Annotated in this window: 35 protein-coding genes; 7 read left to right on the plus strand and 28 right to left on the minus strand. The window is 48.9% G+C overall.

The genetic code is table 11. The annotated features are described in order from the left end of the window. Nucleotides 1–2: 2 nt before the first annotated feature. The 12 genes from A936_RS08950 to A936_RS09005 all read right to left on the minus strand — a co-directional run bounded on the left by A936_RS08950 (nt 3) and on the right by A936_RS09005 (nt 9120). On the minus strand, nt 3–743 hold the full coding sequence (locus A936_RS08950) for an Ig-like domain-containing protein (RefSeq protein ID WP_008456804.1): 741 nt from the start codon (nt 741–743) through the stop codon (nt 3–5). Nucleotides 744–808: 65 nt separating this feature from the next. Then, nucleotides 809–1210, minus strand: coding sequence for a phage tail termination protein (locus A936_RS08955; protein WP_008456807.1), 402 nt, complete (start codon nt 1208–1210; stop codon nt 809–811). Next, nucleotides 1207–1575 (minus strand): hypothetical protein, encoded by a 369-nt coding sequence (locus A936_RS08960; RefSeq protein WP_008456809.1) that lies wholly within the window; start codon nt 1573–1575, stop codon nt 1207–1209. The genes A936_RS08955 and A936_RS08960 overlap by 4 nt, the downstream gene beginning before the upstream one ends. A 1-nt stretch (nt 1576) precedes the next feature. Continuing rightward, nucleotides 1577–1924 (minus strand): hypothetical protein, encoded by a 348-nt coding sequence (locus A936_RS08965; protein ID WP_008456811.1) that lies wholly within the window; start codon nt 1922–1924, stop codon nt 1577–1579. 166 nt (nt 1925–2090) lie between these two features. Continuing rightward, nucleotides 2091–2468, minus strand: coding sequence for a DUF7370 family protein (locus tag A936_RS08970; RefSeq protein ID WP_008456813.1), 378 nt, complete (start codon nt 2466–2468; stop codon nt 2091–2093). A gap of 2 nt (nt 2469–2470) precedes the next feature. Further along, a complete protein-coding gene (locus tag A936_RS08975; RefSeq protein ID WP_008456816.1) occupies nt 2471–3424 on the minus strand; it encodes a major capsid protein in 954 nt (317 codons plus the stop codon). Between the two features lie 3 nt (nt 3425–3427). Further along, complete coding sequence (locus A936_RS08980) at nt 3428–4108, minus strand: hypothetical protein (RefSeq protein WP_008456817.1); 681 nt, start codon at nt 4106–4108, stop codon at nt 3428–3430. Nucleotides 4109–4208: 100 nt separating this feature from the next. Then, complete coding sequence (locus A936_RS08985) at nt 4209–4466, minus strand: hypothetical protein (protein ID WP_008456819.1); 258 nt, start codon at nt 4464–4466, stop codon at nt 4209–4211. A gap of 43 nt (nt 4467–4509) precedes the next feature. Next, nucleotides 4510–5565, minus strand: a complete 1056-nt coding sequence (locus A936_RS08990) for a putative phage head morphogenesis protein (RefSeq protein ID WP_008456821.1) — start codon at nt 5563–5565, stop codon at nt 4510–4512. A 6-nt stretch (nt 5566–5571) separates the two neighbouring features. Continuing rightward, on the minus strand, nt 5572–6999 hold the full coding sequence (locus A936_RS08995) for a DUF4055 domain-containing protein (protein WP_008456823.1): 1428 nt from the start codon (nt 6997–6999) through the stop codon (nt 5572–5574). 4 nt (nt 7000–7003) lie between these two features. Continuing rightward, the gene (locus A936_RS09000) at nt 7004–8560 is read right to left on the minus strand and encodes a terminase large subunit domain-containing protein (RefSeq protein ID WP_008456825.1); all 1557 of its coding nucleotides are present in this window, start codon (nt 8558–8560) and stop codon (nt 7004–7006) included. Further along, nucleotides 8557–9120 carry a terminase small subunit gene (locus tag A936_RS09005; RefSeq protein ID WP_008456826.1) on the minus strand — a complete coding sequence of 188 codons (564 nt, stop codon included), beginning with the start codon at nt 9118–9120 and terminating at the stop codon, nt 8557–8559. The genes A936_RS09000 and A936_RS09005 overlap by 4 nt, the downstream gene beginning before the upstream one ends. A gap of 25 nt (nt 9121–9145) precedes the next feature. Between A936_RS09005 and A936_RS22740 the strand changes: the two genes are divergently transcribed. Both A936_RS22740 and A936_RS09010 read left to right on the plus strand, forming a co-directional pair. Then, nucleotides 9146–9628, plus strand: coding sequence for a DUF2441 domain-containing protein (locus A936_RS22740; RefSeq protein WP_157141396.1), 483 nt, complete (start codon nt 9146–9148; stop codon nt 9626–9628). Nucleotides 9629–9992: 364 nt separating this feature from the next. After that, complete coding sequence (locus tag A936_RS09010; protein WP_008456828.1) at nt 9993–10277, plus strand: hypothetical protein; 285 nt, start codon at nt 9993–9995, stop codon at nt 10275–10277. Between the two features lie 31 nt (nt 10278–10308). On the opposite strand, the gene A936_RS23905 is transcribed toward A936_RS09010, so the two are convergent. The 9 genes from A936_RS23905 to A936_RS09055 all read right to left on the minus strand — a co-directional run bounded on the left by A936_RS23905 (nt 10309) and on the right by A936_RS09055 (nt 15297). Further along, nucleotides 10309–10746: a lysis protein gene (locus A936_RS23905; protein ID WP_008456831.1), complete on the minus strand. Its 438-nt coding sequence runs from the start codon at nt 10744–10746 to the stop codon at nt 10309–10311. Next, on the minus strand, nt 10743–11183 hold the full coding sequence (locus A936_RS09020) for a lysozyme (RefSeq protein ID WP_008456832.1): 441 nt from the start codon (nt 11181–11183) through the stop codon (nt 10743–10745). Before A936_RS09020 ends, A936_RS23905 begins: the two co-directional genes overlap by 4 nt. Then, nucleotides 11170–11511, minus strand: coding sequence for a phage holin, lambda family (locus tag A936_RS09025; RefSeq protein ID WP_008456834.1), 342 nt, complete (start codon nt 11509–11511; stop codon nt 11170–11172). The genes A936_RS09020 and A936_RS09025 overlap by 14 nt, the downstream gene beginning before the upstream one ends. 97 nt (nt 11512–11608) lie before the next feature. Then, entirely contained in the window at nt 11609–12034 is a 426-nt protein-coding gene (locus A936_RS09030) for a hypothetical protein (RefSeq protein ID WP_034808410.1), read from the minus strand. A 523-nt stretch (nt 12035–12557) separates the two neighbouring features. After that, nucleotides 12558–13049, minus strand: coding sequence for an antiterminator Q family protein (locus A936_RS09035; protein ID WP_008456837.1), 492 nt, complete (start codon nt 13047–13049; stop codon nt 12558–12560). Continuing rightward, complete coding sequence (locus A936_RS23910) at nt 13046–13168, minus strand: hypothetical protein (RefSeq protein ID WP_286130853.1); 123 nt, start codon at nt 13166–13168, stop codon at nt 13046–13048. The genes A936_RS09035 and A936_RS23910 overlap by 4 nt, the downstream gene beginning before the upstream one ends. A 41-nt stretch (nt 13169–13209) precedes the next feature. After that, the gene (locus A936_RS09040; protein WP_008456839.1) at nt 13210–13857 is read right to left on the minus strand and encodes an HNH endonuclease signature motif containing protein; all 648 of its coding nucleotides are present in this window, start codon (nt 13855–13857) and stop codon (nt 13210–13212) included. Beyond that, nucleotides 13854–14495, minus strand: coding sequence for a recombination protein NinG (locus A936_RS09045; protein ID WP_008456841.1), 642 nt, complete (start codon nt 14493–14495; stop codon nt 13854–13856). The genes A936_RS09040 and A936_RS09045 overlap by 4 nt, the downstream gene beginning before the upstream one ends. Before the next feature lie 352 nt (nt 14496–14847). Further along, nucleotides 14848–15297: a DUF1367 family protein gene (locus A936_RS09055; RefSeq protein WP_008456843.1), complete on the minus strand. Its 450-nt coding sequence runs from the start codon at nt 15295–15297 to the stop codon at nt 14848–14850. A gap of 187 nt (nt 15298–15484) precedes the next feature. On the opposite strand from A936_RS09055, the gene A936_RS09065 reads away from it, so the two are divergent. After that, nucleotides 15485–16132, plus strand: coding sequence for a DUF4145 domain-containing protein (locus tag A936_RS09065; protein ID WP_034808413.1), 648 nt, complete (start codon nt 15485–15487; stop codon nt 16130–16132). A 37-nt stretch (nt 16133–16169) separates the two neighbouring features. Here A936_RS09065 and A936_RS09070 read toward each other — a convergent pair whose 3' ends face one another. From A936_RS09070 to A936_RS09090, 6 genes are all read right to left on the minus strand, one after another. Beyond that, nucleotides 16170–16556 (minus strand): hypothetical protein, encoded by a 387-nt coding sequence (locus tag A936_RS09070; protein WP_008456848.1) that lies wholly within the window; start codon nt 16554–16556, stop codon nt 16170–16172. A 3-nt stretch (nt 16557–16559) separates the two neighbouring features. After that, on the minus strand, nt 16560–17897 hold the full coding sequence (locus A936_RS09075; protein WP_008456849.1) for a replicative DNA helicase: 1338 nt from the start codon (nt 17895–17897) through the stop codon (nt 16560–16562). Beyond that, nucleotides 17897–18721 (minus strand): replication protein, encoded by an 825-nt coding sequence (locus A936_RS09080; protein ID WP_008456850.1) that lies wholly within the window; start codon nt 18719–18721, stop codon nt 17897–17899. Before A936_RS09080 ends, A936_RS09075 begins: the two co-directional genes overlap by 1 nt. Continuing rightward, on the minus strand, nt 18708–18869 hold the full coding sequence (locus A936_RS23595; protein ID WP_008456851.1) for a hypothetical protein: 162 nt from the start codon (nt 18867–18869) through the stop codon (nt 18708–18710). The genes A936_RS09080 and A936_RS23595 overlap by 14 nt, the downstream gene beginning before the upstream one ends. Before the next feature lie 37 nt (nt 18870–18906). Next, nucleotides 18907–19185 carry a CII family transcriptional regulator gene (locus A936_RS09085; RefSeq protein WP_008456852.1) on the minus strand — a complete coding sequence of 93 codons (279 nt, stop codon included), beginning with the start codon at nt 19183–19185 and terminating at the stop codon, nt 18907–18909. Nucleotides 19186–19309: 124 nt separating this feature from the next. After that, nucleotides 19310–19534, minus strand: a complete 225-nt coding sequence (locus A936_RS09090) for a helix-turn-helix domain-containing protein (protein ID WP_008456853.1) — start codon at nt 19532–19534, stop codon at nt 19310–19312. A gap of 98 nt (nt 19535–19632) precedes the next feature. Between A936_RS09090 and A936_RS09095 the strand changes: the two genes are divergently transcribed. The 4 genes from A936_RS09095 to A936_RS23460 all read left to right on the plus strand — a co-directional run bounded on the left by A936_RS09095 (nt 19633) and on the right by A936_RS23460 (nt 22085). Continuing rightward, the gene (locus tag A936_RS09095; protein ID WP_008456854.1) at nt 19633–20304 is read left to right on the plus strand and encodes an XRE family transcriptional regulator; all 672 of its coding nucleotides are present in this window, start codon (nt 19633–19635) and stop codon (nt 20302–20304) included. A 23-nt stretch (nt 20305–20327) separates the two neighbouring features. Further along, nucleotides 20328–20426: a YoaK family small membrane protein gene (locus A936_RS23455; RefSeq protein WP_008456855.1), complete on the plus strand. Its 99-nt coding sequence runs from the start codon at nt 20328–20330 to the stop codon at nt 20424–20426. Nucleotides 20427–20612: 186 nt separating this feature from the next. Beyond that, a complete protein-coding gene (locus tag A936_RS09105; protein ID WP_008456856.1) occupies nt 20613–21917 on the plus strand; it encodes a hypothetical protein in 1305 nt (434 codons plus the stop codon). Between the two features lie 9 nt (nt 21918–21926). Then, nucleotides 21927–22085, plus strand: coding sequence for a hypothetical protein (locus tag A936_RS23460; RefSeq protein ID WP_157141397.1), 159 nt, complete (start codon nt 21927–21929; stop codon nt 22083–22085). Nucleotides 22086–22128: 43 nt separating this feature from the next. Here A936_RS23460 and A936_RS09110 read toward each other — a convergent pair whose 3' ends face one another. Next, nucleotides 22129–22503, minus strand: coding sequence for a hypothetical protein (locus tag A936_RS09110; protein WP_008456857.1), 375 nt, complete (start codon nt 22501–22503; stop codon nt 22129–22131). Nucleotides 22504–22688: the final 185 nt, after the last annotated feature.

The raw sequence follows: 22688 nt of genomic DNA on the forward strand, positions 1-22688 counted from the left end.
AATTACGCAGTCACGGTGATAGCTGCAGTATCGGTCTTGGCACCGTCCGCAGTAGTCGCAGTGATGGTCACGGTGCCTGCGGCTACGCCAGTCACCAGGCCGGTATCGCTCACCGTTGCTTTGGTGGCATCGGAAGATGACCAAGTGACAGCTTTATTGGTGGCATTTGTCGGGGCGATGTTGGCAGCCAACTGGCGAGTTGCGCCTACAGCGATGGATGCAGTTTTCGGCGCTACGGTGACGCCGATTACCGGAACATCATCAACAACGTCTGTCACCTGCACGGTAGAACCATCAGCCACTTTGAACTCAGTAGACAGAGTAACGATGTCATCGGTGCCGCCGTCATTGCTGAGCGCGGTGATAACCATGTAACCCTGAATCTGAATCTGGCCGAAAGTCATACGCACCCAAAGCGTAGGCTGGCGGCCTGCAGTTGCCTCTGCGACGTAATACTTGATGAATTTATACACCCCGTACTGATCGGAACGGTCGTTTACACGCACCTCACCCTCGAAGGAGAGAGTCAGATCGTTAGAAGTGACGATGTTCTCAACCCATCCTTTGGTGTCATCAGCGGATGAGGTGGTTGTGTTCGGTGACATATCGAACGTTTTTGATGTGCCAGGCATTAGCAGCTTGAAATCTGCCTCCGTAGGCACCGCATCGGCGCAGCCGTCAGCCACTTCAAGAATGACGGCGCGGCCAAAGAGTTTTGTGTTATCGGTCTGACAAATTGCCATGTCTTAGGCCTCTTATGAGCATAAAAAAAGGCCGCACATCGCGACCTGGTTGATTTGGTGTTTGGTTAATCGCTGCCGTAGAGACAGGCGAACATGAGGCGGTAAACGAGCCGCCCCTCAGTAGAGAGAACTGGCGCGGGAATGCCGCCGAGGTTTGTTATCTGGCCGAGGCATTTGCTGACCAATGGATTTTGCTTCACGAACTCGATGATGCGGTTAACAGCGTCGTCTGCCTTCTGGTGCTCGGTCACGCCTTTAGCGGAAATGATATCCACCATGACGTAATGATCGCCGCCAATATCCTTGTCGATATTTGAGCCGCCAGAAGGACGGAACACGATGTAGCTTTTAGCCAGGCGCTTATCGTTGGGGTCGTCAGTCCAGACCAGCAACTGAATATTGAGCCCATCAGTTAGGCCACTCTCAAAAAAGACGTCCCGCACCCGCTTGTACATTGCAGGGGTCATAGACTCAGCTCCTTTTTCACCACAGCCGCAATCTGCTCTCTCATGTCATCAAACCCTTTTGTGAGGAACTCTTTCTTTGCGGTTGTGCGTGTGAAGTTTTGCCTGATATCCGGATCGTGAACGTAAACTGCGTAATTAGCTGAGTAACCTACTCTCCCTGTGATTCTTGTTCCACTCATGAATACGTCACGATACTGTGAGTTGATTAGGTTTGATGTGTCTATCGGCGTGTAAACCGCTGCCTGAGCGCCGCCAAGAAGAAGTGCGGAATGAATCGCCCTGAGGGCTTTTCGGCTGACAATGTTATCGACTACAGCATCAAGTCTTGCTTGTGCAGCGCTCACTCCTTTCACCTTAACGCCCATATCAAGCTCCGGTAATTAAGGCGAAGTCATCTGCCTGTCGATAGAATGAGTCGGCATATCTGAGAACGGTCATCACCTCATCGGCTCCGGCCTCAATCGGATCAGGCTCCATGGACTCGCCAATAAGAACATAATCACCGCGCTTAGCTTCGGAAAACTCCGTCCAAAAAGTGTTTTTTGCCGTGATTTCCGTGCCAATATCACCTACTTTTGCAGATAACCCCCCCTGATACTCACACATGAATATCTCGGGCTCAGACCATCCTAAAGGGTCGCCGTTTTCAGCAAAGCCCAGGTTTCTCCAGATAGTGCATTTCGCCGTGTAGTTCCAGCGAGCTGTCTTGCTCAATATCGCCACCTTACAACCTGAGTTCCGGTCGCCCGTATGCGTTCGCAGTTAATAAACCACTCACCGCTACTTTTGATGTATGCGGTAGTTTGTCGCCCGGAATCAGTTTTAACCCACACCCTGACAAACGGATCTGGGATTCTTTCTGAGGCGTCAATCCACACCGTCACCCCCTGTTCACCTTGAACTGAAGCACGCCGCCACCGCTATCAATCGGCAATGACGATGTGCACCCTGATGTGTCCAGCTTCGCCAGTGATGAATAGAGCGAGGCTTTACCGTCATCGAAATACTTAAACGACTGAGAAGCCCCGGAAGGTGATGATTGAGATGAAACCTTTCTGACATCGGACGAGGCAAGCATTAGTACGACTGCGTAGACCTTTATCAATAACTGGTCACAGTCGTCATAGCCCGCCCCGTCCAGACAGGCGTCAATTTTATTCACCTTGCACAAGTAGGCATCAATGATGAAACCAGCCGCCTCATAGCCCAGCGCAGACAACTGCTCATTAACCTGCGCCGCTGTTATCTGCACTGCCATGATTACGCCCCTTTCTTGCCGAAGGTTGTCAGGACGCCAGCGGTATCCTTGATGCTGGTAGCAATCTGCTTCCAGTTGGCCGCCGCGGCAATCTGCACGTTAGTCGGAGATTTGATGCTATCTTTCGACCACTGATAACCACGGATGCCCAGGGTAAAATCATACTCGCCTTGCATCAGGGCTTTGATGTTCTCCTGCCCCAGCACATCCTGCGCTTTCATGATCAGCGGCGTGGTGCTAACGGCAGCAGCGCCGACAGTCAGGCCGAGAACGTGCTGAAGGTCACCATCAGCAAGCGCCGGGATGTCAGACACAACAAACCGGCGACCCATGCCGTCCTGCATGATTGATACGTTGCCAATCTGGAACAGACGGTTTGCGTTGCTCAGCGTTTCATCAATGAAATCATTGAACGTTGCGCCATCCATCAGCCACGCCACCAAGCGGGAGTAGGCATCACCAAACGGGCGAGCGCCCTTGTTCAGGCCGCGCAGGGATGGTGCTACACCTGCCGCACTGGACTGGTCAGTCACCGCTTCGGCACTGGTTGAGATGGCCGCTTTAAGCGCTGAGCCAGTGGTATTCAGATAGTCCTGAATCATTGCCTCTGCTGCCTGGACGGAAACTACCACTGATGCTTCGTTCACGTCCTTGCCCAGACGTTTCATCATGGTTGGCGTGACGGAGATTGGTCCGATACGACCGTCAATTTTTACCATGCGGTCGAGCAGCTGCCCCATTTCCTGCGGGGTCAGATTGCCGGAGCCGTAAGCGTTACGGCGCTGAGCCAGGCCGCCGAGAAGCTGCCATGAGGTTTGCTCGACGTAATCACCAATGTGATCGCCGCCACCGAGAACCAAAGCGCCGCCAGATGCTGCGTTAAACTCTTGTACTGCCTGCGCCACCAGTTCGGTTGCTGCTGTAGATACTTGCTGCTGAAAAACATATAAGGACATGTGTTACTCCTGAGTCTTTGCGATAATGTCACGCGCCCGCGCATAGAGCGGGTTAGTGTCAGTTTTAGGTTTGAATCCATCGCCTCCGGCACCAGGATTTTTATCTTCGGCACCCCCGGTGCCACTTGCTTTTGAGCTGATAATTACCGGCGCAAACAGCTTGTTGGAGCGAAACTCTTTCGATAAATCTTCAAGGCTTGAAGCCGATGGCTTGCCAGACAGGTCAAGAACTCGCGTTTTGCCTTCCTCAACAGCCAGGCGTGATTTAATGTGCGGAAGGATTAGTGCTGCGTTATCGCCAGCAAGGTCTGCCGCCAGACGCTGAGCTTCGTTATCAACCAGCAGGGTATGTAGACGGCTATCACGCTCCTGAACCTGAGCCATTAGCTCAGCCTCTCGCGCAGACAGCTTCTCGCCCCAGCTTTTCTCCAGCGCTTCGATATCGCCGTTTTTACGGGCTTGCTCTTCCGCTGCTTTCTTTGCCGCCTCTTCCGCTGCCCGGCGTTTTTCCTGCTCGGATTTCTTTTCGCCAAGCAACTCGTCAACTTTTTTGCTCAGGCCGCTAACATCCGGCAGCCCTTCAATCGCCAGTTGATATCCCTCGCCAGATTCGGCATACATTGCCTTCTGAGCATCATCCAGCGCGTCAAATTCTTCTTTGGTGACTTTAAATTTAATGGTCATCTATAACCTCGGGTTAGATGTTGCGATCTCAGATCGCAGGCAATAAAAAACCCCGCGCTATGGCGGGGTCAGAGTTAAATACTACAAATGCTTGATTAATTTATGGGTGCTTGATGGTTATCGTCACTATACCTTTGCCACCTGTTATCAGGCTTTTATCGTATCTGAGTTCATACCATCCTTTTTCCACGCCACGCTCTAATAGATTTTCAATCCCGTGTTCTTGCAGGGAAAGATATTTATCAAGGCCGCATTTCTTTTTGAGAAAAGGTATAAGCTTTTCAAGATCCACCGTATCGCTATTAGATGAACCCAGAATAATTTCATGCAGAAGGTTTTCTGCGTCTACCAGCTTCATAATGGCCCCATGGTTATCCCTATTGCCGCCAAAAATAACACAATTAATTTAACCCCGCTCGCTCGAAGGCATCAGGCGCAGCCTTTTTCATGTCTTCGAGAGTCATGGGCTTAAAGTTTTTGTGCAGCTGTAGCTTTGCGAACTGATCAGGCGTTAACCCGCCATCACGGAATAACTTTCCGCGAGTGGGGCCAAGAATGATGTCCTGCCGTTTTACTGACTGACGCTCAAGCCACTGGTAATACGTTTCCTCGCCATAGACAGAATCACCAGGCGCATCCTGTTTCAGCATTGAACGAAAGCGCTTATTGATAACTGGTAGCATTCTTGAGCGGCACCGGATATGTAGCGGCGGTCGCGGCCCCTTACCCACAGGGTAGGTCGTTCCATCCAGAGAGCGGCAGAGGGTGGAGGTCTTGTTGTCCAGTATCGCAGCAAATTCCTCTTCATCCACGATATCCGGATTTTCCATGTAGAACTCTACCGCTGACATGCTGTGAGCATGTTGTAGTGCTGTTCGTGATATGGCGTCATAATCGAGAACAATCTTACTGACTACAGCATAAGCCCCAGCATCAGAATGAGAGCCATTGATGGATTGCTGCAAGTCGCTTACCGTGCCGTTGTCAGAGAATGTCCTTACAACCTCATTCGTTACTTGAGTTGATGCCATCACTCCCCACGCCTCAATAAACTCAGGAAGGTATAACGGGCCATTCCAGTTTTTAAGCGACATGGGACTATTGCGCATGGACTTGCGTAACGCATCCTCACCAGCCTTTTTTACCACCTCATCGCCAAACACCTGGACGAAGCTCAAATACTCAAGCTCAGCCATTTGCAGTGATGTTTTATCAGCAGCGTCCAGCAATAGAGATGCGTGATTATCCAGCACAGGCTTCAGCTCACGCTTAAGCGCCTTCGCTATCATTTCGGCACGGCTCTTTGATGATATTGAGCCAGAAAAATCAGCAAGCGCCAGAGCAACAGCGCGACGAATCTCTATGCCTATATCCCGGCTTCCCGCAGACTGTCCAGCCTTTAGCCTCTCAAGCATCGACTGGACCATGACGGCGTTATCAAAAACAGAGTCATTCATCAGTGATTACTCCGGTTGCCGCCCCTGCTGCACGCTCTCGATAGCAGAGAACAAGCCGCCAGACATTTGACTATCCAGCTCATCGAGTACGTCATCAGGATTATCAGATGCAGGAACCAGCCCCATACGCTGCTGATAGCGAATGAAGTCAATCTTCCGCATATTGTTACTCTGAACGGCAGACATCAGCGCTGTAATTGCTGCAGAGTCAAGATTGGCTATCTCGTAGCGCTTGTTAAGCTCAACGCTACCATCTCCGCTCCCAGAGAATGCGATAGCGAACTTTAACGCCCGGTTGATTGCCTGCTCTACGTTTCCGGCGCACAGGGACAGGATTGAGTTATCCGTCTGAGCTTCATCCCCGGCTTGCGTTGCAGTCCTGGCAGATGAATTACGTTCTACCAGTTTTGCGCCGAGCATTGCCAGCTGCGACTCTCGCCTTTCTGCCACGGTAACGATCAGGTTCCTGTCCTCTGGCTGGGCAAACTTTAAGTCTGCACCCTTCGGAAGAGACAACCCGTTACGTGAGCCGACAATGAAGCCGTTGGGCAGGAAATCTTTCGCCCATTGCTGATCCAGCCCGGTAATTGCCACCATCGGTTGCCCTACGGTGTGAGCCGCTTCAGCAATGTCAGCCTCGGCCTGATAGTGCTTTATGTTCGTATAGGCAATATCGGCCAATGGCGGCGCGTCAGGCGTGTGGTCATTATTTGACGACCCAATCCATGACCATGGAAGCTCCTTTAGCGGTGAGCCGGATGAATCCAGTAATTGCTTCAAGTCTCCAGCCTGAACGCCATTGCCTCCGGCATCAGTCCATAACCTGGAGTGTGCCTTGCCATCAATCAGGCGCAGTTCTATCCAGAAGTTGTTTAACGAGATTTCAAAGTTTTGTGGGTCATCTCTAGGCTCTATGTAGTGGATAACTACCAGTGAGGTCTTACCTTTCGTTACTCGCCAGTTGATTACCTGCTTTGCCGTGAATAGCCTTAACACTGGCTTGCCTTTGCTGGCCTCCGTCTGCACACCAGTTGATGTGTAGTCAGTAAGAACTCCAGCCCGTCCACGCTGTAACGTTTGACTCAGGGCATCACGAATTAACTGGGCTAGAGGCTGGCCCTCTCCGTCCGCATCTGTCACCAGGCCATTAATGCCACCAGACAGCTCTATTTTTGGCGCTTTATTGAATGCGATACCAATTAAGCCGAACAGGGTGCGGCCAGTGGCGTTAATGAACGCCGCGCGATTCAGATAGTCTTTATATCTCTTCCCGCTGGGATCATCCTTTTCCGGGGTTGTGCTTGGGTCTGGGAGATACGTTGTCTTCTTCTGCTTTACCTTCCGCTCACCATCAACACAGTCACCAATCATCACCCATTCGGGCAAAAACTCGGTATATGCCGGGTGGCGATAGTCAATGTTCTGGTCGGTCATGTGATTACCATGTGAAAGTTAGGTCATTAGCGTAACGTGGCGGGTTGTGAAGCACTGCGTATCTCGTTGCATCCCAGTCGTGATCTTCCTGGGTGGTATCAACGTCATCAGGCTTCTTGTCGTCACGAACCAGTACCGGTATGCGGCTTATCCATCCGCGACAGTGCTCCATGACATAGAATGCTGGTTTTTCCGGGATGCCTGATTCTGACCTCCTTCCCTCAATGACGGCCTCAAGCATGTCAGCAAAGACCGAAGCGCCGTTGACGCGGGAGCCAGGCTTTTTGTCAGCTGGCAACCACTTAACGCCCTGCGCTTCCATCTTCTGCGCGATTGATAGCTCGTTGTCGCCAGTGTTGAAAATGGCACCGTCAGCTGGTCCAGGGATAACCTTTTTGCAGATGCCGGGGATGATGTGCATCTGCCCCTTGCCCTGCACCTCTTCCGGCTCATCGACTTCCTCACCAGAGAGGCGCTTATCAATCCAGGCCACACCCTTAGCGACGTTAGTAGACGACATATTAAGCCCCTTGTTCAGCTCGTCAGGCGGGCAGCCGTACCACTCACCGATAAGAATCAGGGAGCCAGCCGGAGGGCAGAAAGCCCGCCCATCGGGAAGCGTTGCCGACGTTCCGTCAGAGCGAGCCCACCACAGGTTAGAGAAAGGCTTCGACTCACCCCAGTCATGGGAGCGGTCAACAGTCCAACTGTCAGGGATAGTGAATGGCTTGATGACATGCAGAGATTCATTCCACAGGTGGTCAAAGCGGCCTCCGCTGGTTACATCCCAGGAGCCATCTACCCATGCCTTGCGTCGGTTAGGGTCTTTGATAGCCATCAGGGTTGCGATGTACTGCGGGTCGAGATAAGGGTTCTCTTTGAACGAGCCGTGAATTGCAACGCGGGTGAGCGTCACATCCTCTTCGCGCTCCGTTTGAGGGTTAAACACCTGCTGGGTTTCGCGGATTATGGTTCCGCGAGGCGCTGGCTCAATGAACCTCTTCTTCACCCATGTATGGCCAATGCCAAAAGGGCTAGTCGTACTGAAGGTTTCCAGCGGGATTGGCTTCAGCAGTGAACCATCGGCTAACGGGTAATCTTCCGGCCTGAATGACGATCGACGGCAGGAGAACATCATTTCGTAGAACTCGGCTGACTGCTGCTTTGTCAGCTCGTTAAAGCCGATGAAGGGGAATTCCTGGCCGTGATAGTCCCAATAGTCACCCTCTTCTTTGCCGAAACGGAAGAGCAGCTCTTCTCCAGTTGGCCACACCCAGCGCAGTTCTGATGCCGAGGCGAGGTAGCGAGCGCCATCGTTAAATAGCCGGTACATACGCTTTGACTGGGTGATGATGTCGGTGAGGTTTTTATACTCGGTATCGAATATCACCCCGCGCCAGAAAGAACCGTAACCAAGGCCAACCAGACGACGAAAGCGGGCTAACTGTGCCGCCGTCTTTCCTGGGCCTCGTGTTCCCTCGTAAAGTATCTCGTTACAAGGGCAGCTCAGAGAGAGCGATTGCGAGCCAGGTAGCGGCTTCCATACTGCTTTGTATGTCATCCACCTAAAACCTCGCTCTGTTGATGCTGCGCCGCTTTCTCCCAGTCGTCTACGCTGTCGCAGGACGGAACCGGCATGATGTTGTGAGTGGCTGTCACCCTCTGCTCTACCTGCTCTTTGAAAGCCTGGACAGAAACGTGCTTACCGAGCAGCTCAAGGTTCTTCACCTTATCCGGCCACTTAATCTTCTTCAGCAAAGCAGCCGTGCTGCCCTCTGATGCCATCTCCATTACATCCATGCCTGATAGAGTGGTTCGCCAGACCTTTGGCCAGTCCTTTACCGGCTTTAGCTCACCGGTTGACATGAGGATGTCTAGCACGTCCATCTGGTCAATTTCGGTAAGCCGCCGGAGGACGTATGCAGCGTCGATACCTACCAATTCACAGCGTTGCGACTTCAGTTCAGCGATGCGATCCTGAATGTCTGGTTTTGTGAGGTTCTCACTGCCAATCTTACGGGCGGTGTTTTCGCTGTACCCCGCCCGAATAGCCGCCTGTGTGGCGTTTAAATCGATGAGGTACTCGCGACAGAACATTTCTTGTTTGTCGGTGAGTGCCATATTCATAATCTCAAGAGGTTAGTTTGTGTCTATTTACTATCATTTTCATGCCATACCATTAGAGGTAGGTAGCATTATCCTTCCTGGGAACTGGGGAAGAATGCTTGAAACATACACAACAGCGGATATTAATTATGTTCTTGCAAGAGAACAGACATACGAGATGGTTAGGATTCAATCTTTTAGCCATCTCCCTAGTCGGCTAAATTGCGTGTTCCTTTTCGAAGATATCGATAGTGCAATAAACTCCTATCACCATTTTCAACGGTGTTTACTGTCAGAAATCGAACTTGTTGACTCATCGCAGCCAATACATAAAGGTGATATGGGGCTAGCGGATTCGCCTAATCCGCCATCTCCATACAAAAAAGCAATTGAAGAACGAGCTCAAGGGTTCTGGTCAGGTAATAATATTACTGGATCTGTAATGGAAGTTATCACTTCATCACCAGTAAGAATCGTCAGGACGTTGCATAAATCTCACTTCCATATGCTTGGATTAGCTTAATTGCGATATGAGAAAAGAAGCTAACTAATCAGGTTTAGTTGTGGCGTCCACCTCTACTGGTACAAAGTGGAACTTCTCCACGCTATCCGGACGAAAGTAACGCCACTCGCCTGTATCGGTCGCCAGCGCGACGAATCTGTTAATGAATTCGGGCTGGCTACGCTTCATCAGGCCGGTGAAGGTCTATTTGGATATGGTGGTGATCGTGATTTTGTAGGTGTCGGACACTGTGTTTAACCTCACAATTTCATCGTAAGCTGTCGGCACCGGCGTTGATTTTAATTGTTTAATAACCATATCTAAAAACGTCGTGCGCCAGGCTCCGCGGCTTAACCTTTACTTAAATTTTTGTTAAGGACTACACATGAGTAACCAAACAACTAACACCTATAATTTGCTTGTATTTGGTTCTGAAGGAAATAAGCCTCTTATTTCCCTGGTATCTCAAACGCCTTTTGGCCCAATCTCCCGCGGCGACTCGATCAACGTTCAAGATCTTCGTGGCGATGACAGGGAATCAATTTGCACAACTTCTGGTGACTACGCCAATGTTACAAACGTCCAGCACCGGATAACACAAGGACCTGGCGGGGATATCCAGCACATTACTAAAATTGTGCTCGATAGCAGCAACCAAGCTTTCGAGTAGTTAATAATCATAAGCATCCTGGCTGCTTAGATTACTTACTACATTGCGTTGTGATGTAGTCCTGCAGATAGCCGACCTGTTTCGTCACTGTTTCGATTCGCTGTCTGAGAGTAAAATAATCCCGTTCAGCGGAATCAGTAGGTCGGGCGGTGGAAGCATCGCCCAAGCTGCCGGCTGTGGTGGTGTTATTTGTGCAGGTAGCGTTGAGCTGCAGCCGCTTACGGCCAGCAACGACATCGCTATGCAAACGCTCAATGGTTTCTTTTGCATCCGCAAGCTCTACTGTGTATTTGGCATCAAGTGCGGCAACGTCACGCTGTCGTACCTGCATATCGGTGATAGTGGCGAGTGCTTTATCACGCTGCTCTTTGTATGCAATAGCGGTAGAGCGGTAGTGATCGACAGTCCAACTCAGCGAGAAGAAAATTGCAGCGACGGCCACCCAGATAATTATCTTTGCGCGGCTCATGGCAAAAACAGAGAGCGCTCTGCCTCACGGCGACGGGTCAGCCCTGCCAGAGCCTTACCACCAGCTTTATTCCAGCGAGGGAATTCATCGGCAGCGCCGCGATAGTCGCCTGTATTCAGCTTTTTCAACAGAGTCGATGTCGACAGAGGACGAGCGCCGAGGTTGTATGTGAAGGACACCAGAGCATCAAATTGACCCTGAGTCAGCTTTACCTTAACCAGTTTCGACACGTCATTCTCGTAGCTAACCAGTCCAGTTTTCAGCAGGCGCTCAGCAACATCCTGACTGATGGTCATTCCGGCTTTTACCGGCTTACCATCTACTGTATTCGTCCAGCCGTAACCGATAGTCCAGACGCCAACGCTATCCTGGTATGCGGTCAGGCGGCAGCCCTCGAATTGCTTAATCAGGGCAATGCCTTTCTCACTGGTTTGCATCGCCGGTACCTGTGTTTGTTTTGTTTCCAATAACCCTGCGAAGCAGGCCACCAAAGTAGTCAGTGCCGAGATATCCAATGAATACGCTGGCGATGTAGCCGAGGTCAGTTTTCAAACCTACAAAATCCAACAGGTCGCGGACGAACCAGGCGATCATCGCGCACATGATGGCGTCGATTACCGTTCGCCAGAATTTGCCGCCGTTGTAACGGCCTCGCAGATAAGCCATCGTTGCCGCCAGCAGAGCGCCAATGCCCTGCTCTTTAACTGACATCAGCCACAGGAATAGTTGAGCCCAGATATCGGGTTGTTTGTCAGGCATACGCATATCTCTCACCTCCCGCTTACGGGCTGTGCTGTGTGTTATTGAAGGGAAAAGTGAATGCGCAGATAGCGCTAAGTGTTTTTGGTTTGCGCTCACCCCGTTACCGCGATGCGCTACGAAAGAATGAGGGTGTTCCGGGATTTGGGATGAGCACAAACAAAAAAGCTGCCCTGGGGGCAGCCTTGGAGGTATCGAGTTGGCTGGATAACTTCAGCTTGCCTCTTATTTCAGCGTTATTTTCTTTCTGGCGATCTAGTTCGCTTTTGAGCTTTTCAATCTCTTTCCCGTTGTTATCAATATCACGCTGCTGACTTTTGATAATTTCTGCTTGGGACGCCTGAACTTCTCTCGATGATTGCAGTGACCTGTTCATCTCATCAACTTGGTTTACCAAGCGACTTCCGAAAAATCCAACAACCGAAATGGTAATGCCCACCAAAAAAAGCAGGGCCCACACGAGATTTTTTGATGGGGTTGGTTGAGCGTCTTCTATAGGTTTCTCCTTATGCCAGTTAGTGTTACCCAACGTCTGCGCAGATCGTTAGATTCGATAACATTGTAACTGGATAAGGATAAGAAAAGCTTGAGGATTATAGGAATAATCAGATTGATTGATTATTTAACGAGCGAACACATCCACACGCCCCAAACTGGGACAACCAAAAAGGCCATAAGATAGGTAACTTTTGCTTGAATGTTTTGCATTACGCTTCCTTAGCAGTCCGATAAGTTCTGTCTGCATATCCAACCTAACCAATGTAGATATGAATGACAAGTACTTCGCGCTAATTTCAATTTATGGTGTTACAGAGTAGTTGTTGGCGGAAGATGATACTCACAAGACTATCAACATTCAACAAGTACCATCAAAGAACCGGTACAACATACGCAGAAACCAAGATGAATCAACAAAAAGCCCCGAGCTATTAACCCGGGGCTTTCTGTAAATCATCTATTTTCAATTTTTCGCCACCGCAGAAACTTAAGAGTCACTAACGGCAGCTTACATACTTATTATGGGTAAATGGGTAAAGCAAAGTCAAGAACTTTCATGCAACATGCTTAACTTTATCTACACGTTTGCGGTTTTTAAATGCAGATTGAAGCGGAAAGTAAAGCATAAACAGGCTGGCATTGATGATTTGAGAAACCTCTTTCCTGCAAGTTTCCTCAGACGGCTTTCGCCACCCCTCGCCAAGCCTTCCCTTGTCGATTTTGCGGGGCTTTGCGGTCTTGTGGTAGTAGGATGCAATTGCTCGCTTAGAAGAACCGTGGGCGTAATAGCTGATGAGAATACCCAATGCCTTTGTGTCAATGCACATGACTGAATCTACGACCTGAGAAATCAACATTCCGTCATCATCATTGCACATTGGCCTTGTCATCACCCGGGAGGGTTCAACGCTTTCCATCCACTGAGCGATCATGCTGCTCATGCGCTTTTCAAGCCTGCCGGTATAGACCCAAGCACCCCACAGCTCCAGCCAACCATTTATCCAGTCCTGCTGGTCTTTAGTCAGGTTTAGCTCTCTTACGCTCATGCGACCTCCGGATCAGGTTTGTTATCACCCAGCCGATTAATCACCTCACGACGCATCGACTCCAGCCGCTGCCTGGTTTCGTCGCTGCACTTCAGTGCTTCGTCTAACGTCTGAAGCATCTCTCTGTCTTTCTGTCTCTGTTGAGCCAGAGCTATGTTGGTTACGCTGCACATGAGTCCTCCGACTTTTTAGGGCCCTGATACTCGCCATACTGAGGGATTCTAGGGCTGGCTTTTTTTCCACGATGTGTGGCTTTCTCACCAAACAGAGCCTGTTCAACTGAGAGGCCCTTTTTTAAGCGCAAAACTATCGTGTTCCCCGCAACGAGAACCCCAGAATCCCTTGCCCATTCTGTTGCTGTCTTTGTCTCGCCTTTGTATGTAATTGAATGCCGTCTTTTTACTGTGTGCTGAGGAATATGTACTCGCGCACGCATGACATTACATGCCCTGCACAACACTCTTAAGTTGCTTGGCTGGTTGTTATCAACAGAGTCATCCTTGTGATCTATATGCACGGTTTTCCAATCAACTTGCTTCAGGCAAAGCTCACATGCTGGCAGGGATTCTCCGTATTTTTCGTACATAACCATGCGGTGTTCATAAACAAACCCGTTTGCCATAGACAGTGGGTGTTCAGGAAGGTGGATCATTTGGTATCCCTTGGAATTTTTAGTTCGCTCCTGCCGCTTCCCTACTTTGGTAGTCTCGTAAGTGCCATAGCGCATCATTCTGAAATAGTGCTTCTGGCAAACTTGCTGTGTGATGTAGTCGCTTTCACGATCACATCCTTCAACCTTGCATTTCATAACGATTGCTCCATTTTCTTTGTCAGCTCACGGCACTTCGCTCGATACTCATCGCGAATACGGATGAAATCATCCCGTCTGTAATGCGTCATTTCGTGTGGTCCGTTTAGCCAGTCGACCAAATCCTGACCGAAGCGTAGAACCAGCTCTTGCTCATAACGCTGAGCTACCGTCGCCGCTTTTGCCCCGTGCTTTGCTGATCCGGCATTGCAGGATTTGCATTGGCGATACGCATTTTTTTCGACGAAGCGAAGCTCCGGGAATCCACCTACAGTTTTGAAATGACCGCAATCCCACTGGCCGCCGTGCAGGTCTGGAGGATTTGTTTCCCCGCAGCTGATACATGGCTGGCCATGGTCGCGTAATCGAATGAACTGGTTGAAGGCGTCTTGAGCTTGTTTCTTGAAGTAATTGTCAGGCTTGAGGGCTAACTTGCGGACTTTGAGTGACTGGCGTTCCTGCTGGGCTTCTTTCTTTCGATTTTTCTCCTGCTGCTGTATTCGTTTTTGTTTGGCTTCCGCTGCGAGTTTTGTGGCTAATTCGTCCCGGTGCTTTTCGCAGCACCACCATTCGTATAGGGTTAGCGGCTTGAAGCGCTTTTTGCATATCCTACACTTTCGAGCCTTTGGCACTTTCATCTGCGCCCCTCCTTGTGAATTCTTTACTGCACTGCCCGCACACATGCACTTCGTCATCATCAAGCACTCTTGCACAACCAGCGCATAGACCAGCGGCTGTGTTGCTGTTGCGTTCGTAGTCGGTTATTTGTTCCTCTGATAGCGTCATTGCCAGCACCTCTGCTGATATATTTTGTCTACTCTCGGCTCTGTCCTTCCCTCAGGCAGCAAAGCGAGCACAACCCAATACCTGGGGTCTGCGCTGAGTGTCTTTTCGGTTTTAACGTTGCGGAGGGTGTAGCGGTGGATTAGTTCGTCTGCTTCTGCTGTTGTGAGGTCGTGGTGTCGAAACCATGTTTTGTGCATGCTCTCCTCAGAAGTAGCTCTGTAGTTGATTGAGTATCTGCTGGTCTTTGGTACCGGCGAATACGTGTTTAATGGCGGCGTTAATCATCGACTTGTAACAGCGCTCGAACTCGTCAGCATCCATGTTGGCGTATGCCAGACTCTTGGCTTCCGTCCTGATATCACCGTTAAGCCGAACCGTTTGCTCATAGAATCCGGCCAGGATGGTTAAGTCCTTCCTGAATCGGTCAAACTGAGTGGCTTCATCTGCGTTAGCGAGAGGTGTCCTTTCGGCGCTCCAGTGAGCGAAGCAGAAGTTGAAGAAGGCGAACATCTTTCGGTGAAATGCCGGTCGGCGGGTTAGCTTTATCTCGGCGGTGTAGGTTTCGCCGTTCTTGAATCGCTGGAGTCTTTCGATGTCTGTTTCATGTGCTGGAGAGAATACGCCGCCTGGGTGTTTAACCAGGTCGATTTGCATTGACTACCTTTTATTGAATTTGCCTCTAAGCATCCTGTCTTGCTCTATAACTTTTCCTATTAGAGCGCATACAAATTCTATTTTTTGATCATTACTTGATGCTTCATAGAGCTGAGAAAGGTTAAACTCTGGCCTTTCAGCACTCATAATAATTTTAGATATTTCACTCGATAGATAGGGATAATTCATGGGAATCCTCACATTGGATATTACATGTCCTCACTGCCTAAGGGATAAAGCAGTGCTTACAGCATTTGGGCAAGTTGAAAAAGCAGTGGGGCAATACTGTGTAAGCTTCCTTTGTCGCAGCTGCGGAAATCCTGTTTCAGCAAATGTTGGCTCACCATACAACCGAAACCCTATGGATTACGTTCGTCAGAATAGTGATGACTCATTACCTGGAAGTTTTGATTTTGACCTCATAGATTATTTTCCAAAAGAAGCGACTCATTCTGCACCTGATAACTGCCCTGAGAGAGCATCTAAATTCTTCATTGAATCAATGGATAACCTCAAGCGGGGCAATTACGAAACGTCAGTTATGCTCTGCAGAAAGGTCATTGATATAGCGACAAGAACAATTCTTGGGGAAGAATCAGGGAAAGAGCGACTTTCTCAACGAATTTCAATGCTGTCTGCAAAAGGCAAGATTACAGAGCAAATGAAAGACTGGGCTCATATCGTCAGAATTGATTCAAATGGAGCGGTTCACTCTGATGAGGAGTTTACTCAGTATGAAGCAGAGGAAATGATTGGGTTCACTGAAGTGTTCCTGATTTACTCCTTCTCTCTGCCGGAAATGGTAAAAATTAAGCAGCAAGCTGCACGTCACTGATTTGCGCGTCATAATGGCCAAGGATGGTTATTTATTCTCACAGCCTTACTCCTTCAAGCATCTTGTTAATCTGATATCCGCTCCAGTTCTGGCGGCACTCGTCGAATATGGTGTTGCCTGCCGTCGATTTGACGAACTTCAGCCTGCAGGTGACGCCGCATTTCTCAGCTGTCTTGTATGGCCCACGACCGTATTTGGCTGGGTGCGAAGCATCAGGTGCCACCGTGTACAGGTAATTGCTCCGGTCTCCAGTGCGGAGAATCTTGCCGGTCTGCCACAACTTTGAAAACACCGATGAAACTGCCTTAGGCTCCATGCCAAGCATTCTTGCAACGCTATGCAACCGGCACTGTGGATTATCTTTGATAGCCATCCAGACACGATATGGCAGAGTGGTTTCTGGTTGGGATGATTGGATGATCATGATTTATCTCCAGTCCTTAACTGGCTCAGGCTTGCGCTCGTTTTCTGCAAACTGTCGCGCTGCTTCGTCCTGATCGATGTTTGTGAAATGCCCATTGCGCCAGCCCATATAGAACGTCTTTGGCTGTCCTGAGCGGTATTTTCCAACGATGATTTCAGCGATGCCTCGCATGTCGCTTTTGTCGTTGTAGACCTCATCCCGGTAAGGGAAGATGATTACGTCAGCGTCCTGCTCTATCGCGCCGGAGTCCTTCAGGTCTGCCAGTGTCGGCCGCTTATCCATGCGAGTTTCCACGCCGCGGTTAAGCTGGGACAGGAGGATGACCGGGACTTTGTTGCGCAGGCAGAACTGCTTCAGCTTGCGTGTGATTTCACCGATGGCGATATCGTTACGCTCGGCTTTTGGCTTCTTCATGAGTCCAAGGTAATCGATGGAGACAAAGCTCAGACCGCCGTCCATGTTCAGGCGCTCTGCATGGGCGATAATCTCGTCCACGCCCAGCGTTTCATCCAGGACATAGTTTTCTTCATCCTGAAGCTGGCCGGTTGCCGCGGTTAACCGCGTGTACTGCTCATCAATCATGTCCAGAGGGTTACGCAGCGCTCCGATTGCGATGCCGGCACGGTCTGCCACGTGACGCTCGACAACCTGCATTTCTGACATCTCCATCGAAATCATTAACCCGCGGCCACGCTGTCGGCCGATTGAGTTGCCGATGTTGATAGCCAGCTCTGTTTTACCCATACCTGGACGGCCGGCGATGATGATCAAGTCGGTACGGTCAAAGCCTCCGTACTCTTCGTCCATCGGTTCGATACCGGTTTTCAGATAGAGCCCAGACTCTGCGCCATGCATCCGCTTTTCCAGGACATCCATGTAATCACCGAGCATGTCGCCAATCTTCCGCGGCAGGCGGTCATTGGTTTCGAACTGCAGCCGGCCGACAATCCCGCTAACTTCTGCGATTTTGTCGTTGATATCGTGGGTGCTTGCTGAGCGAAGAAGTTCTGCCGCCTGGAGTAATTCAGCCTCACCTTTGCGGAGCATCCAGCACTGGCGAACGCGCTTTGCCCATCCGCGGAGATTTGCAGCCGATGTACAACGGCCGGCGACTTCCAGAACGAAATGCTTAGTCGCTTCCGGTACGCCATCCTGTACAGCGAACATTTCCAGAGGTTCAGCTTTGCTAAGAAGTGAGGTGATAACGCGGTACATCTGGCGCAGGTGGTGATTGAAAAAGGCCTCTTCAGGGAGTTTGCCGGCGATGTCTCTGCAGTCGATGTGGTCGCCGCGGATCATCATTGCCCCAATGAGCTGCTCTTCGAATGCGTAGCTGTCCATCAGGCCTCCTGTCCGAGTATCTCGTCAATCTTCTGTTGGCGAAGCGCGGTTTCTATTCCGTACCTCTTTCCTTCCGGGTTGTCCCCCATAGCCCAGCGCGTTGGCTGGTAGCCAAATTCCAGATATCCGTTAATCAGCGTGTCAACGTCCCGCGGCTCACGGCCGGTTTCTTTGCACTGCTTCAGGTGGGCTTTGTAGAGATTGGTTAAACCCTTTTCGACAGTGGAAGTGATACTGCGAATCTTTGGCAGTCCGTAAGTCTCAGCTTTCGCGTTCCATGTGGACTTCACTCTTTCCCGGTCGAATTGGATTGTTTGTCGTGAACTTCTGACAGCCCCCTGTGGGGGTATGGGGGTATTTTCTTTTTTCTTTTGTATATTGTCTTTTGTGGTTAGCAACTTCTGCTTAGTTTCGATAGCAGCTTCTGCTAAGGTTTTCTTAGCAGGTTTAGCTAATGTTTTGCAGAATCCGTTAAGTTTTGTTTGCCACTCAGAAATATTGGTATTCATGCCAACTTTTCTGCCTTCCTGCAGAAGCACTTTCTTTTTGATAAGCAGGTTCTTAGCCGTTGAGCAGTGAGTGTGATGTTTGGCGATCATCTCTTCCAGCTGCTCGTTGCTTATCCAGTCCATCTTCTTGCTAAACCCGTAGGTTTTTCTCCATACAGCAAGCAGTACGCAAAGTTCCGTTTCGCTCAGCCCGGAGGCCATAGCGGCATCCAGTAGCTCATTCGCTATGCGAGTAAAGCCATCTTCGAGTTGCGCCACGCGATGCTCCACGACCTCCAGCGGCGGCCTGTAGTCTGATAACTTAACGACGCCCATCTTTCTTCACTCCTGCTTTGGCTAGTCTGAAAACGCCAATAAACCGCTCTGCGAACGGCTTGTTATTGGCAGCTGCAACGACCAATCCATCAGGTGAATCCGGGGGGCGGCGCTCTTCTTTTTCCTGGTAATTTCTTCGTTTCGGCATTAGAATTACTCCTGTGAATTGATCCAGTCTTTTCGCGTCAGGCCTCGAAACTGTTAGCGCAGTTCGGGGCTTTTTCTTTTGTCAGATAGCTCGCCAGCCGGCGCGTTAACTCTGCCATCTCATCGTCTTCAATGCCCCACTCCAGAACAGCCAGAAGCATGCTCATCTTCGGGATGAAGGTTTCTTTCCAACGGCTGATTTGCGACTCGTTAATCCCCAATGCATCAGCTACGTTTCTCTGTCCACGCAATGCGATGCGGTTCAGAATCGAGCTGTTGATTGAGGTTGCCTTCTTGCGGGTGTTTGCAGCTTCCATTTGTAATACTTCCTTTGTTGAATAATGAGTTACGTGACGAAGCCGTAGCGGTCGCCACATAGATTTGTAGTCTTTTGGATTACTGAGCTTCTTCAGCTCGGGATGTGTAAAGAGCGGGGGTAAATCAGGCTGCTACTTGTGCAGCCATGTAACGTTGCGGGTAGAGGATTTGCATCTCACTGATGGTGCCATCAAAGAAACGTGAGATTTTTTCTGCTGTCTCGATTGAAGTCAGTTGCTTACCACGTTCGATGCGACTCAGATTTCCAACATCGATATTGGTGGCAACTGAAAGCTCTGCCAGCGTCAGACCACGCTCTACTCGCATTTTACGTAATGGCGTATCCATAAAAACCTCCATTTAATGCGTAGTACGCATATTACACCACAACTCAAATATGCGCAATACGCTTTGCGCGTGACGCAAAACAACAATTTAATGAGAGCATGGAAACAGGAAAAAGAATCAGGCAGCTTCGCAAAGCGAAGAACATGACAATCCTTGAATTGGCGACATCTGTCGGTAGCGATGTTGGCAATATATCTCGCCTTGAGCGCGGGGTTCAGGGGTTTACCGAGCAACTACTAGTTAAGATTTCAGCAGCCCTAGGGGTTAAGGTTGCCGACCTATTCACTGAAGAAGAGCTGGGTATTGATCCGGTCGATAAAACGGTTAATACAGAAGTTAAAAGCTATGTAGTGGCAGTTTTGGATGCCAAGGCGAGCGCTGGTAATGGCGTAGCGGTGTTCAATGAAGTGGATGAGACGATCTCCAGCATCATTTATGAAAATGATAAGGCCATGGAGATTTTCGGCCACCGCCCAGCTGAGAGTATGCGGGTGATCACCGTTGTTGGTGACAGCATGTCAGGAACTATCGAGACCGGTGACAATATCTTCGTTGATATCTCGAAAGACTACTTCGACGGTGATGGCATCTACGTCTTTAAGTTCAAGGGTTCGCTGATGGTTAAGCGCCTGCAGTTCACAGCTGATGGCCTACTGGTTCGATCCGACAACCCTAAATACGCTGATTGGCTTATCAGGGAAGAGAACGAGAAGTATCTGAAGGTGTTGGGCAGAGTCATCTACACCCACTCAGTGACACGCTACGTTTAACGGCAAAAAGGAAGTCATTGCTCATGAAGATAGGATATCTGTTCCCCGTTGCCATCATCGTTTCTGCTGTGGTTCTTCTGGCTTGGTTTGTCATTGGTGGGTATGCGATGCCAGGGCAGTGATCCGAGCCCAACCGCGAGACGTTTGAGTAGAGAGAGGCCGCAGAGATGCGGCTTTTTTTGTGTCTGAAACCTACCAGTTCCAGGTGGTTGTTGGGCATTCGATAAGGATTACTATCTGTATGCACAGCAATTTATCATTAGTATGTTTTTTTTTACATTTTTCATATATTTTAAATGGTGATTTAAATGACAGCAGAAATAGCAGTTTTCAATAAATCAGCAGTTTCTCTAGCAGCAGACTCAGCCGTAACAATATCTGGGGAGTTTGGTGTAAATAAAATATACAACGGAGCCGATAAACTATTTGCTCTAAGCAAACATCACCCGGTAGGTATTATGGTATACGGCTCAGCGGATTTATGTGGTATCCCATGGGAAATGATAATCAAGCAATTCCGTAAGATGCTTGGCAACCAAGCATATGATACAATAGAAGAGTACGCTGTTAAATTCTGGGATTTCCTGTGTATAAGTAAAAATATTATCCCTATGGATGTTCGAGAAAATTACTTAATAGACACATACAGCAACAGATTTTTCCCCGCTCTAATCAATCACATCGAAAAAAAACGAATAGACGAAATAATAGATGAAACGGGAGAGCGACCTTCTATAGAGGAAACGTATGACATCATTGAAGAAGAGGCCCATATAATTTTAAATGGACTAAAGGATCAACATTTCTTCGACAGTTTTGATGATGGCCATATAATTGAGATATTAGAGTTTACCCAAAGTTTGTCTAGAGATATTTGCGAAGAAAAACTCCACAAAGAAGAAGGTATTGATATACCTGATTCCCTTTGCGAAGTTATTGGCGAATTATTTGCATATATCACCTGTAAAAAATCTCCTTTTGGGCGTAATACTGGATTGGTGTTCGCAGGTTATGGAGAGCAAGAATTCATGCCTGCCGTACTAGCATATGATGTACTTGGATACTACAAAGATAAGCTACGATACTCACCAAACTTGCATAAAAGCTCATCAGGCGGCTTGTGCGGCGTGACAGCCTATGCCCAAGAAGAAGAAGTTGAGACTTTTTTACACGGAATAAGCCATCAACTGAAGAGCTTTATGAAGGCTGGTATAGAATTTGAAAAAGACAAAATAATGAATATTGCAGAAGAAAAACTATCTTCTCTCAATCTTTCTAAAGAGGACAACAACAGTGTTCTTGAGGCTTTCCAAGGGGCAATCACTGAGAGATTTGATCGGTATCAAGATGTTATTGATACACATATAAGAGATACTTACACCTCAAAAGTCACTGAAATGATTGAGTTCCTTCCCAAGCAAGATCTCGCATACATGGCAGAATCCCTTGTTAATCTCACAGCTTTTAAACGTAAAGTGTCCTACGATAATGAAACTGTTGGCGGTCCAATCGATGTTGCTATAATATCCAAAGGAGATGGATTTATATGGGTCAAAAGGAAACATTATTTTGACCAAAATCTTAACCATCACTATTTTACTAAGCAAAGCTAGGGTACTGATATGGCAGATAAAAACTTCGACAAAAAGCTCGAATTGCGAGAGTGGCAGAAACTTTTTAACCCCTCAAAGCCGAGTGAGAGAGCCTCCGTACTGCTTAAAAATTCAGGCAAAGGCTCAGAAAAGCCAAATAATAACACAAGTAATTATTTTTCTGGTTAAAAATCACAAAAAAGCCCGGCCACCATGCCGGGTTTTTGTTGCCCTACTCCCTCCAACCTTCAAGCCGCCTTTTCTCTTCAAGCTGCTTTACTCTTTCAAAGTCTTTCCTCTTTTTCATGATTGCGATCAACTGCCTGTATCCATGATGTGAAGGGACATAGAACTCACTTGGGTACCGCCTTCCAGTTAACTCCTCATATTCTCTGGCCTGTGCTTCATGCTTTTCTTTGAGTGCCGGAAAGGCCAACTCTGCGAGGGCTACATGCTGCTCGCATAGCTGAATAGCCCTCTCCAGGTTGTTACCATCTGCTCGCAACTTATAGTGCACCTTAATCTTCTCTTGCAGCTTGAAATGCACATCAACAACCTGCTCCGCACTTAGCCAGCGCAAACCATCAATCCACTCTTTTATATCCATACATTCCCCCATCCACATTTCGAAAACCCTATCACACACTCTCTGAGATGGCATTTACAAAAATAAATTATCAATAAATTCATTGTGATAATTAAAAATCCAGACACACAAACAAATTTGCGTTTGACGCATATGCGTATAACGCATACATTAAGTCCATCAGCAGGACGCACTACTCACCAGGA

This window comes from Enterobacter sp. Ag1 (assembly GCA_000277545.1).
Taxonomy (GTDB): domain Bacteria; phylum Pseudomonadota; class Gammaproteobacteria; order Enterobacterales; family Enterobacteriaceae; genus Cedecea.

Coding starts and splice junctions, on each gene's coding strand:
- A936_RS09035 (WP_008456837.1), bottom strand. CDS start 13,049: ATGAGCGTAAGAGAGCTAAACCTGACTAAAGACCAGCAGGACTGGATA.
- A936_RS08980 (WP_008456817.1), bottom strand. CDS start 4,108: ATGACCATTAAATTTAAAGTCACCAAAGAAGAATTTGACGCGCTGGAT.
- A936_RS09045 (WP_008456841.1), bottom strand. CDS start 14,495: ATGAAAGTGCCAAAGGCTCGAAAGTGTAGGATATGCAAAAAGCGCTTC.
- A936_RS08985 (WP_008456819.1), bottom strand. CDS start 4,466: ATGAAGCTGGTAGACGCAGAAAACCTTCTGCATGAAATTATTCTGGGT.
- A936_RS23595 (WP_008456851.1), bottom strand. CDS start 18,869: ATGCCGAAACGAAGAAATTACCAGGAAAAAGAAGAGCGCCGCCCCCCG.
- A936_RS23910 (WP_286130853.1), bottom strand. CDS start 13,168: ATGCTTCAGACGTTAGACGAAGCACTGAAGTGCAGCGACGAAACCAGG.
- A936_RS09080 (WP_008456850.1), bottom strand. CDS start 18,721: ATGGGCGTCGTTAAGTTATCAGACTACAGGCCGCCGCTGGAGGTCGTG.
- A936_RS09040 (WP_008456839.1), bottom strand. CDS start 13,857: ATGAAATGCAAGGTTGAAGGATGTGATCGTGAAAGCGACTACATCACA.
- A936_RS09025 (WP_008456834.1), bottom strand. CDS start 11,511: ATGCGTATGCCTGACAAACAACCCGATATCTGGGCTCAACTATTCCTG.
- A936_RS09085 (WP_008456852.1), bottom strand. CDS start 19,185: ATGGAAGCTGCAAACACCCGCAAGAAGGCAACCTCAATCAACAGCTCG.
- A936_RS09095 (WP_008456854.1), top strand. CDS start 19,633: ATGGAAACAGGAAAAAGAATCAGGCAGCTTCGCAAAGCGAAGAACATG.
- A936_RS09090 (WP_008456853.1), bottom strand. CDS start 19,534: ATGGATACGCCATTACGTAAAATGCGAGTAGAGCGTGGTCTGACGCTG.
- A936_RS09020 (WP_008456832.1), bottom strand. CDS start 11,183: ATGCAAACCAGTGAGAAAGGCATTGCCCTGATTAAGCAATTCGAGGGC.
- A936_RS09065 (WP_034808413.1), top strand. CDS start 15,485: ATGGGAATCCTCACATTGGATATTACATGTCCTCACTGCCTAAGGGAT.
- A936_RS09105 (WP_008456856.1), top strand. CDS start 20,613: ATGACAGCAGAAATAGCAGTTTTCAATAAATCAGCAGTTTCTCTAGCA.
- A936_RS23455 (WP_008456855.1), top strand. CDS start 20,328: ATGAAGATAGGATATCTGTTCCCCGTTGCCATCATCGTTTCTGCTGTG.
- A936_RS09010 (WP_008456828.1), top strand. CDS start 9,993: ATGAGTAACCAAACAACTAACACCTATAATTTGCTTGTATTTGGTTCT.
- A936_RS09070 (WP_008456848.1), bottom strand. CDS start 16,556: ATGATCATCCAATCATCCCAACCAGAAACCACTCTGCCATATCGTGTC.
- A936_RS23460 (WP_157141397.1), top strand. CDS start 21,927: ATGGCAGATAAAAACTTCGACAAAAAGCTCGAATTGCGAGAGTGGCAG.
- A936_RS08970 (WP_008456813.1), bottom strand. CDS start 2,468: ATGGCAGTGCAGATAACAGCGGCGCAGGTTAATGAGCAGTTGTCTGCG.
- A936_RS09000 (WP_008456825.1), bottom strand. CDS start 8,560: ATGACATACAAAGCAGTATGGAAGCCGCTACCTGGCTCGCAATCGCTC.
- A936_RS08990 (WP_008456821.1), bottom strand. CDS start 5,565: ATGAATGACTCTGTTTTTGATAACGCCGTCATGGTCCAGTCGATGCTT.
- A936_RS23905 (WP_008456831.1), bottom strand. CDS start 10,746: ATGAGCCGCGCAAAGATAATTATCTGGGTGGCCGTCGCTGCAATTTTC.
- A936_RS09005 (WP_008456826.1), bottom strand. CDS start 9,120: ATGGCACTCACCGACAAACAAGAAATGTTCTGTCGCGAGTACCTCATC.
- A936_RS08975 (WP_008456816.1), bottom strand. CDS start 3,424: ATGTCCTTATATGTTTTTCAGCAGCAAGTATCTACAGCAGCAACCGAA.
- A936_RS08995 (WP_008456823.1), bottom strand. CDS start 6,999: ATGACCGACCAGAACATTGACTATCGCCACCCGGCATATACCGAGTTT.
- A936_RS09055 (WP_008456843.1), bottom strand. CDS start 15,297: ATGCAAATCGACCTGGTTAAACACCCAGGCGGCGTATTCTCTCCAGCA.
- A936_RS08960 (WP_008456809.1), bottom strand. CDS start 1,575: ATGGGCGTTAAGGTGAAAGGAGTGAGCGCTGCACAAGCAAGACTTGAT.
- A936_RS09110 (WP_008456857.1), bottom strand. CDS start 22,503: ATGGATATAAAAGAGTGGATTGATGGTTTGCGCTGGCTAAGTGCGGAG.
- A936_RS08950 (WP_008456804.1), bottom strand. CDS start 743: ATGGCAATTTGTCAGACCGATAACACAAAACTCTTTGGCCGCGCCGTC.
- A936_RS08955 (WP_008456807.1), bottom strand. CDS start 1,210: ATGACCCCTGCAATGTACAAGCGGGTGCGGGACGTCTTTTTTGAGAGT.
- A936_RS09075 (WP_008456849.1), bottom strand. CDS start 17,897: ATGGACAGCTACGCATTCGAAGAGCAGCTCATTGGGGCAATGATGATC.